Here is a 10,091-nt window from a genome sequence, read left to right as displayed (position 1 = left end):
GAATTTCTAAGCTGCCTATCCGGCAGTGAACACGAAGATGCGCGACGCGCTGGTGTATCGCTGTTTCTAAGCTGCCTATCCGGCAGTGAACGTCGGCCATCATGGCGTCATCCTGCAAGCAAATTTCTAAGCTGCCTATCCGGCAGTGAACGCTTCTGTTTGCGTCGGTGTGATTTTCATAGCTTTCTAAGCTGCCTATCCGGCAGTGAACGGCAGTCTGTTACTGGCGGTCGCCATGGTAATGTTTCTAAGCTGCCTATCCGGCAGTGAACGATCTCGTCGAAGTACTGATCGGTGATGACCTTTTCTAAGCTGCCTATCCGGCAGTGAACGATAAAGCAGGTCCGGTCGTCCAGCAGGTATGTTTCTAAGCTGCCTATCCGGCAGTGAACGGGCAACGCCTGATTAATCCACTGTCATTTGATTTCTAAGCTGCCTATCCGGCAGTGAACGCAATCGTCGCCTGTTGCTGAACACCATCACTTTTCTAAGCTGCCTATCCGGCAGTGAACTGTAGCCCGTTGACTCTAACCCGTTGTATTTCGGCCTGCAATTGTCGATTTTCGCTGTCAGACCCTTTTTTTTCGGCTGTCGGTAACTTGTTGATTTTTCAATATCGAAAAAGACAGCGGAAAAAAAGGGTATGAAAATAAGGAAAGTCTTTTCGGCGTCATTCACTTTCCCGTTGGGGCTATGCTAGGTTAATTCTCGTTACTTTCCAGTGCATTACATGTTTCTGGCGAACTATTAGCCTGCGTATCATTGCGTGGGCGGTGTTGCTTTATCACGACAACAGAGAAACGGTTTTATGGATAACGTATTCAGCCCGTCGGATTTAAAAACCATTCTGCATTCCAAACGCGCCAATATTTATTACCTCCAGCATTGCCGTATTTTGGTGAATGGTGGGCGGGTGGAATATGTCACCGAAGAAGGGAATCAGTCGTTGTACTGGAATATCCCGATTGCTAATACCAGCGTGGTGATGCTTGGCACCGGTACTTCGGTCACGCAGGCGGCGATGCGGGAATTTGCCCGCGCCGGGGTGATGGTCGGGTTTTGTGGCGGTGGTGGTACGCCGCTGTTCGCGGCCAATGAGGCCGAAGTGGCGGTGTCATGGCTGTCGCCGCAAAGTGAATATCGCCCTACTGAGTATTTGCAGGATTGGGTCAGCTTCTGGTTTAACGAAGAGCAGCGGCTGGCGGCAGCGATTGCCTTTCAGCAGGTGCGCATTGGCCAGATTCGCCAGCACTGGCTGGGCGGGCGGCTGGCGCGTGAGTCGCGTTTTGCTATCAAACCCGAGCATGTGGAAGCGCTGCTTAACCGCTATCAGCAGGGGCTGACGGCGTGTCGCACCAGTAACGACGTATTGGTGCAGGAAGCGATGATGACCAAAGCGCTGTACCGGCTGGCGGCCAACGCGGTGAGTTACGGTGATTTTACCCGTGCTAAACGTGGCGGCGGTACCGACCTGGCGAACCGTTTTCTCGACCACGGTAATTATCTGGCTTACGGGTTAGCGGCGGTGGCGTTGTGGGTGCTGGGCCTGCCGCACGGGCTGGCGGTGCTGCACGGTAAAACCCGGCGCGGCGGGCTGGTGTTTGATGTGGCGGACCTGATTAAAGACGCGCTGATTCTGCCGCAGGCGTTTATCGCCGCCATGGAAGGGGAAGACGAGCAGGACTTTCGCCAGCGTTGCCTGACGTCGTTTCGTCAGGCCGAAGCGCTGGACGTGATGATCGACAGCCTGCAACAAGTGGCACAGCAATTAAGCCAGGTGGCGAAAACCGGGAGTCAGGGGGCGCAATGAACATCCTGCTGATTTCCGAATGCAACAAGCGGGCGCTGGTGGAAACCCGCCGGGTGCTGGACCAGTTCGCCGAGCGCAAAGGGGAGCGCACCTGGCAGACCGCCATCACCGAAGAAGGGTTAAAAACGCTGCGCACACTGCTGCGTAAAACCGCACGGCGCAACACCGCCGTGGCCTGCCACTGGATTCGTAGCGCCAATCACACCGAACTGTTGTGGATTGTCGGCAACCTGCGGCGTTTCAACCCGCAAGGCAGTGTGCCCACCAACCGTACCGAGCGCGATATTCTGCGCAGCCAGGATGAAAACCCGTGGCACAGTGCTGAAGCCTTCAGCCTGCTGGCGGCGATTGCCGGGCTGTTTCACGACATCGGCAAAGCCAATGCGCTGTTTCAGGCCGGGTTGCGGGGCAAGGGGCCGCGCAGCCAGCCGCTTCGCCACGAGTGGGTGTCGCTGCGGCTGTTTCAGGCGTTTGTCGGCGATCGGGATGATACCGGTTGGCTGACGGCGCTGGCCGCTATCAGCGCGGAGGAGGAAGCGGCGTTGCTGGCGCGCTTGCAGCAGGATGCGAGAATCCCCAAACCCTCGCCGTTTAACAGCCTGCCGCCGCTGGCGCAGGTGGTGGGCTGGCTGATTGTTTCCCACCACCGTTTGCCGATGTTCTTGGATGACAAGAGCGGCAATCACAGCCCTGATTTAGCCGATGTGAGTCAGTGGCTGACCGGGCAGGTGTCACCTTGCTGGAATGCCATTAATCACCTGCGCCCGGATATCAGCGCGCAGGAATGGCAACAGGTGTGGCAGTTCCCGCATGGCACGCCGCTGCAAAGCCGCGTCTGGTGTGAAAAAGCGCGCAAGTTCGCCACCCGTGCGCTGAAGTTACCCTCGTTGATGACCTTCGGCCAACTGGACCAACGGCTGACGGTGCATCTGGCGCGGCTGTCGCTGATGCTGGCAGATCACCATTACTCCTCTTCCGATGCCACCTCCGGCTGGCAAGACCCTGGTTATACCGTGTGGGCCAATACCGACAGAAAGACTGGCAAGCTCAAACAGCAACTGGATGAGCACTGCGTCGGCGTGGCGCAGAATGCGCTGCTGCTTGGGCGTAGCCTGCCGCACCTGCGCGACACACTGCCAGCCATCACCCGGCACAAAGGCTTTCGCCAGCGCAGCACCGATGCGCGCTTCCGCTGGCAGGACCGGGCATTTGATCAGGTCTGTGCGATACGTGAGCAGGCGGCTCGCCACGGTTTCTTTGGCGTCAACATGGCCTCTACCGGGCGCGGCAAGACGCTGGCGAATGCCCGCATCATGTATGCGCTGGCAGAGGAGTCCGTCGGGTGTCGTTTTTCGGTAGCACTTGGCCTGCGCACCCTGACGCTGCAAACCGGCGATGCCCTGCGCCAGCGCCTGACGCTGGATGAAGACGACCTGGCGGTGTTGATAGGCTCGCAAGCGGTGCAGGAACTGCATGAGCTACGCCAGCAGGAGCAGGAAACGCGTGTGGTGCAAACCGGTAGCGAATCAGCTGAGTCGCTGTTTAGCGAGCATCAGTACGTCAGTTACGACGGCTCGCTGGATGACGGGCGGCTGAAAACCTGGCTGGAAAAATCGCCGCCGCTGCACCAACTGCTGAGTGCGCCGGTGCTGGTTACCACCATCGACCACCTGATGCCCGCGACCGAAAGCCTGCGCGGCGGCCACCAGATTGCGCCGATGCTGCGGCTGCTCACCTCGGATTTGGTGCTGGATGAGCCGGACGATTTTGGGCTGGAAGACCTGCCCGCGCTGTGTCGGCTGGTGAACTGGGCGGGGATGCTTGGCTCACGGGTGCTGCTGTCGTCCGCCACGCTGCCACCGGCGTTGATCCGCGCACTGTTCGAAGCCTACCTGAAAGGGCGCGAAGCCTGGCAGCAGGCGTACGGTGAACCGGGTACGCCGTTGAGTATTTGCTGCGGCTGGTTTGATGAATTCGACAGCCAGTGCCAGACGATAGCCGATACCCGCGCTTTTGCCGATCAGCATCAGGCGTTTGTCGCCGGGCGTATCGACAAGCTGCAACAGCAGGAGCGGCGGCTGCGCTGGGCGGAGATTGAACCGGTGGCAAGCCCGATGAGAGAGGCGAGCGCGGTATGTCAGGCGGTGGCGCAAACCCTGCACCAAAGGTTGTTTGCACTGCATCAGCACCATCACCAGACGCATTCCAGCGGCAAAACCGTGTCGCTGGGATTGATTCGCATGGCAAACATCAACCCGCTGGTGGCCGTAGCGCGTGCGCTGATGGAGATGCCTTCCCCGTCGGATTACTGCGTGCACTATTGCGTCTATCATAGCCAGCACCCGCTGGCGATGCGCTCCCACATCGAAGCGCGGCTGGATGCGGCACTGATGCGCAAAGACCCAGAGGCACTGTGGCAGGTGGCGGAAATTCGTAATGCCATCGAACAGCAGCCGCAGCAGCATCACCTGTTTGTGGTGCTGGCCACCTCGGTGGCGGAAGTGGGGCGGGACCACGATTATGACTGGGCTATCGCCGAACCCAGCTCGATGCGTTCATTTATCCAGTTAGCCGGGCGTATTCTGCGCCACCGCCAGCGTGACGAGTATGTACCGACCTCTCCTAACTTTTATCTGCTAAGCCATAACGTGCGGGCACTGCGGCATGGTCCGGCTGGTGATAAGCAAACGATTGCGTTTTGTCGCCCCGGTTTTGAATCAGAGCACGGTTTCACACTCGCCAGCCACGACCTGCGGGAACTGCTGAAACCGGAGGACTACCAGTACATTAGCGCTGCGCCACGAATTCAACAGCCACCGGTACTGAAAGAACCGTTTACGTTGATTTCACTGGAACATGCGGCGCTGGCAACAAAACTGTTTGGGCCAAAAAACGGGTCGTCTTCACAACCAACGGCTGTGCTGTGGTGGCGCGAGTCGTTGCACTGGAACGGCGAACTGCAACGGCACACGCCGTTTCGCCGCTCAGACCCGAAGCAACGCTACTGGCTGAGGTTGGAAGACGAAAGCGAAAAAGCGCGTTTTATGTTGCAGGACGACGGCCCGGAAGGCTGGAAAAAAATCGATGTGATTCGCTCAGTGGAACAGGCTATGGCCGACGGCGTCAGCCTCTGGGTAGAGATGGATTACACCACGCTTTACCTGCAACTGGCCGAGGAAAAGCAGTGGGAACTCGCCAGAGTCAGCGACCGTTTTGGTGAAATCAGCATCAGCACCCGCGACAACCTGGCATGGTGCTGGCACCCGTGGCTCGGGGTGTTTGGCGCACTCAAGTGAGTGCGCCGCTGCCTGTGCGGCAGTAACGAACAACTAGAGCTAAGAATGGCTCTTCTTATTTCTAAACTGTCTATTCATCCGACAGTGCTTGCATCATATACAGTTCGGAGCTTATGATTCAACTTGTTTGATTCTTTTTGATGAAAGCAATGCATGACTCTTCTTAGGATTAAATATGAAGCTTAGAACGGTTATTATTCTCTCGCTATATGTGCTTGTAGCCAAACCAATAGGTATTGATTCTGTATTGTATACGGAACCACATGCTCGTAATTACCAACAACAGCTCTCGGTTTTTTCCCTGACTATTAACCATAACTAACCAGCAATCAATAACGCTATCAAGGAATTGAGTATGAGTAGTGGCGGTTTGCAAGCGTTTATCCTGTCGTATATCGAAACCCGAAAGCAAGCCAAGCTGGATGCCTTCGATAAGGCCGCCGACAAACAACGGGCGGCGTTAAGCGGTGAGGTGCTGGCCGCAGCGGAAGTGGCGCTTTTGCAGCAGCGGCGTGAGATTGAGCAGGCTTACGAGGTGCGCACCTGGCTGACGGATGCCGCCAGCCGCGCCGGGCAGATTAGCCTGGTGACCCACGCGCTGAAATTCACCCACAGTGACGCCAAAGGCAGCAGCGTGTTCAGCACTGAGCCTGCAATGGCTACGGATGTGCTCTCCACCGCATCACTGGCGCAACCGGCGATTGATGCCGTCGGCAACGCCGCAGCGCTGGATGTGGCCAAACTGCTGCAAACCGAGCATCAGGGTGATTCGCTGGTGGCGGCGCTACAGCGGGGCGACCACCGCGCACTGGAAGCGCTGGCGGAAAACCCAGAGCAGCTTACCCAGTGGCTGGCCGGGTTCGGGCAGGTATTGAGCGATAAGCAGCCCAGTTCCCATAAGCTGGCAAAGCAGATCTATTTTCCGGTGGGTGACGGCGAATACCACTTACTCAGTCCGCTTTATTCCTCTTCGCTGTCGCAGGCGCTGGACCAACGCCTGAACGCAGTGCGCTTCGGCGAGCAGGCTAAAGCCATCCGCGAGGCCCGGCGACAAAAGCGCTGGCACGATGAAGTTGATGTCAGCTACCCCGGTATTGCGGTGCAGAACATGGGCGGCACCAAGCCGCAAAATATCTCCGCGCTCAATTCCGCTCGCGGCGGTCGTTCTTATTTATTTAATTGTGCGGCACCTGTATGGCAAGGTGTGTCAAAACCTCCCCAGAAGCACAAATCAGTTTTTCGTGAACGGGGTGAAATTGATTATTACACCCGCTTTACACGCACTAGGATGCAACAGTTTCTGCTGAGTGTGAAAGACTCAGAAAACAATCGTGATATCCGTCGCCAACGTCTGAATTACCTTGATCAGTTAATTGAGCAGCTGTTTTTTTATGTGATCAGTGTGCAAAAACTGAGACCTGCAGGATGGAGTTTGGATTCCCAACTGAAGCGCTCTCAGCAACTGTGGTTGGATCCTTGTCGCAGTCTAAGCGATACGGTATTCCGTCGTGAACGAGATGCAGATGACTGGCAGCAGGAGGTCGCCCGTGATTTTGGCCTGTGGCTGAATGCACGATTGCAGCATGAAAAACTGATTTTCGGCGAGGTGGAGCGCCGCGAGTGGTCAACCGCCGCGCTGTTTAAGCAGCGGTTGCGGGAAACCGAACGTGCGCTGGAGGAGGAACTGGCATGAGCAAGCTGATGATTCTGCGACGCATTGTAGTGGAAAACGCCAACGCTATTGCCGGGCACACCTACGGCTTTCCCGCCATCAGTCATTTTCTCGGCTTTACCCATGCGTTGTCGCGCCAGTTGCAGGCATCCCACGGTTTGCGGCTGGAAGGCTGCGGTGTGGTGTGCCATCAGCATCAGGTTCATGCTTACGGCAACGGCTGGAACCGCAGCTTTGCGCTGACGCGTAACCCACTGACCAAAGAGGAAAAAACCGCCGCTTTTAACGAAGAAGGGCGAATGCACCTCACCGTGTCGCTGCTTATCGAATGCCACGGTATGTTGCCCGGTGAAGACGGGCGCGAAGCGCTTCGCCAGCAGGTGCAGCAACAGGTACAACAACAGCGGCTGGCGGGCGGGCTGATTGTGGATATCGAACAGGTGAGCTTCCATGACATCCCCGCCAATGGCGCAGCCACCCGTAGCCTGATGCGTCGTTTACTGCCGGGCTTTGTGCTGGTAGACCGCACGGCGCTGTTATCGTCGCATCTTGAAACCCGGCAACAGGCCGACGCGCAGGCGGACATGCTGGATGCCTGGCTCGATTTCGCTGCCCTGAAATATCAGGCGGTACGATCTTCTGATGATGCGGTGAGCTGGCAGCCGCTGCCGAAACCGCAAGGCGGCTATCTGGTGCCGCTGATGACCGGCTATCGCGCCATTTCGCCGTTGTATGCCCCCGGCGAGGTGGAGAAAACCCGCGACCCATCCACCCACTTCTGTTTTGCCGAAGCCATTTACGGCGTGGGTGAATGGCGCGGCGCGCACCGTATTGACGACATCAACCGTATTTTCTGGCGTTACCTCTATCAACGCGACAATCAACACCACACCTACCGCTGCCTGCAAACCGTCAACGACGCAGACAGCGCAGCAGATGATGATTACCCAGAACTTGAATTCAACTACTGAGACAAGGATTGAAACCATGGCGAAAGCAGCAACTACCTTGAAAACCGCATCGGTACTGGCGTTTGAGCGCAAACTGGCGAATTCCGATGCGCTGATGCTGGCGGGCAACTGGCAGCAGGATAACTGGCAGCCGGTGGTGATTCAGGAAAAATCGGTACGCGGCACCATCTCCAACCGGTTAAAAAACGCCATTAGCAGTGACCCGGCTAAACTGGATGCCGAAATTCAAAAAGCCAACCTGCAAACGGTGGATGTGGCAGCGCTGCCGTTTGATGCCGACACGCTGAAAGTGGCCTTCACCCTGCGGGTGCTGGGTAATCTGGCGCTGCCGTCGGTCTGTAACGATCAGGATTACCAGCAGGCGCTGACGGAACTGATTAACGGTTACGCCCGCGAGCAGGGCTTTGGCGTGCTGGCGGCGCGTTACGCCGAGAACATCGCCAGCGGTCGTTTTTTGTGGCGCAACCGCATCGGCGCAGAAGCGGTGCAGGTGGTAGTGACGCACGACGATAAGCGCTGGGAATTTAACGGCGAAGACTACTCGCTGCGCCAGTTTAGCCAACCTTCAGGCGCACTGGCCGAACTGGCCCACGCCATTGAGCAGGCGCTGGCGGGCAGCGATTCGGCGTTTTTCCGCGTGGAAGCACAGGTGAAACTGGGCAACGGGCAGGAGGTGTTCCCGTCCCAAGAACTGGTGCTGGATGAGCGCGCCCGCAACGGCAAGAGCAAAATTCTGTATCAGGTTAACGGCGTGGCGGCGATGCACTCGCAGAAAATCGGCAATGCGTTACGCACAGTGGATGACTGGCACCCGGAAGCGGCAGAAACCGGGCCGATTGCGGTTGAACCCTATGGTTCTGTCACCAGCCGTGGCCGCGCGTATCGCCAGCCGAAAGATAAGATGGATTTTTACACCCTGCTGGATAACTGGGTGATCAAGGGCAACGTGCCGGAGGTGGCGCAGCAGCACTACGTGATCGCCACACTGATTCGCGGCGGGGTGTTTGGCGAAAAAGGCGAGTAACCCTATGGATCACTATATCGAGATTCGGGTGTTGCCCGACCTGGAGTTCAGCGCGGTGCAGTTGCTAAGCGCGCTGTTCGCCAAGCTGCACCGGGCGCTGGGGCAGCGTGCGACCGGCGATATTGGCGTGAGCTTTCCGGATGTGGGCAAAACGCTGGGGGAACGGCTGCGGTTGCACGGCAGCGTGCAGGCACTGACGGCGCTGGAACAAACCGGCTGGCGCACAGGGCTGCGCGACTATAGCACCATCACCGATGCACTACCGGTACCAGCGGGTGCGCAGTACCGCACCGTGCGCCGGGTGCAGGTGAAAAGCAGCGCTGAACGCCTGCGCCGCCGTGCGGTGAACAAGGGCTGGCTGACCGCGGATGAAGCCGCCGCCCGCATTCCCTATGCGGTGGAAAAACGCACCTCGCTGCCGTATCTGCCGCTGCGCAGCCTTTCCAGCGGACAAACGTTTTTACTGTTTGTCGAGCACGGCCCGCTGCAGGACAAACCGAGCGCCGGTACCTTCTCCAGCTACGGCTTAAGCGCGACCGCCACCATCCCGTGGTTTTGACCCTTTTTTTGCGGCCAGTTGTAACGTATTGATTTTTAATACCGCAATCTGGCCGCCAGAAAAAGGGTTTTTTCGGGGAAACGGCGATTTTTCTTTAACAATCAGACGATAAGCGATTATTCGCTACAGTTCACTGCCGCACAGGCAGCTTAGAAAAGCCTATGAACCAACTGGTGATGTGCATGACTGTTCACTGCCGCACAGGCAGCTTAGAAAAATTTTGTCAAAAATACGACAAATGGGCTAATGTTCACTGCCGCACAGGCAGCTTAGAAAAGAGGCGCGGCTGTCAGATATGACAGCACGTTGTTCACTGCCGCACAGGCAGCTTAGAAATCAAATCGGCGTATTACTGACAACACCGCCATGTTCACTGCCGCACAGGCAGCTTAGAAAGGGCTGTTTACTGGCTGAATGACTGCGCATCAGTTCACTGCCGCACAGGCAGCTTAGAAACTAGCCGCTCGCAGCGTAATTCCATCCAGACTGTTCACTGCCGCACAGGCAGCTTAGAAAGCAAAAGTACGAGTTAACCGTTACCACGATCAGTTCACTGCCGCACAGGCAGCTTAGAAAACATCTATGTTGCAATCATGCCGCCACAAATCGTTCACTGCCGCACAGGCAGCTTAGAAATCAACAGGTACGCCGACCGCTCCCACGGCAACAGTTCACTGCCGCACAGGCAGCTTAGAAAATGGGGAAAGACGTATGGCGTGTCAATCAGGTCGTTCACTGCCGCACAGGCAGCTTAGAAAA

The 10,091-nt window shown here is 57.1% G+C and carries 6 protein-coding genes and 2 CRISPR repeat arrays; all 6 genes read left to right on the top strand.

Translation table 11 applies throughout. From position 1 onward, the window contains the following. Nucleotides 1-3: 3 nt before the first annotated feature. A CRISPR array of direct repeats spans nt 4-513; the repeat unit is 29 nt; unit sequence TTTCTAAGCTGCCTATCCGGCAGTGAACG. Between the two features lie 295 nt (nt 514-808). The 6 genes from cas1f (at nt 809) to cas6f (ending at nt 9,332) form a co-directional block, all read left to right on the top strand. Next, a complete protein-coding gene (gene cas1f / locus DZE2538_RS16170; protein ID WP_012886079.1) occupies nt 809-1,810 on the top strand; it encodes a type I-F CRISPR-associated endonuclease Cas1f in 1,002 nt (333 codons plus the stop codon). Then, nucleotides 1,807-5,106, top strand: coding sequence for a type I-F CRISPR-associated helicase Cas3f (gene cas3f, locus DZE2538_RS16165; protein ID WP_038916789.1), 3,300 nt, complete (start codon nt 1,807-1,809; stop codon nt 5,104-5,106). Before cas1f ends, cas3f begins: the two co-directional genes overlap by 4 nt. Before the next feature lie 355 nt (nt 5,107-5,461). Next, a complete protein-coding gene (csy1, locus tag DZE2538_RS16160; protein WP_038916788.1) occupies nt 5,462-6,799 on the top strand; it encodes a type I-F CRISPR-associated protein Csy1 in 1,338 nt (445 codons plus the stop codon). Continuing rightward, complete coding sequence (csy2, locus tag DZE2538_RS16155; RefSeq protein WP_038916787.1) at nt 6,796-7,749, top strand: type I-F CRISPR-associated protein Csy2; 954 nt, start codon at nt 6,796-6,798, stop codon at nt 7,747-7,749. The genes csy1 and csy2 overlap by 4 nt, the downstream gene beginning before the upstream one ends. 16 nt (nt 7,750-7,765) lie before the next feature. Further along, nucleotides 7,766-8,773: a type I-F CRISPR-associated protein Csy3 gene (gene csy3, locus DZE2538_RS16150; RefSeq protein ID WP_038916786.1), complete on the top strand. Its 1,008-nt coding sequence runs from the start codon at nt 7,766-7,768 to the stop codon at nt 8,771-8,773. A gap of 4 nt (nt 8,774-8,777) precedes the next feature. After that, nucleotides 8,778-9,332, top strand: coding sequence for a type I-F CRISPR-associated endoribonuclease Cas6/Csy4 (gene cas6f, locus DZE2538_RS16145; RefSeq protein WP_038916785.1), 555 nt, complete (start codon nt 8,778-8,780; stop codon nt 9,330-9,332). Between the two features lie 128 nt (nt 9,333-9,460). Continuing rightward, nucleotides 9,461-10,090: a CRISPR direct-repeat array (repeat unit 28 nt; unit sequence GTTCACTGCCGCACAGGCAGCTTAGAAA). Nucleotide 10,091 lies beyond the last annotated feature (1 nt).

Origin of the sequence: Dickeya zeae NCPPB 2538 (assembly GCF_000406165.1) — a bacterium.
Lineage (GTDB): Bacteria > Pseudomonadota > Gammaproteobacteria > Enterobacterales > Enterobacteriaceae > Dickeya > Dickeya zeae.
This window is presented reverse-complemented; position numbering and strand designations above follow the sequence as displayed.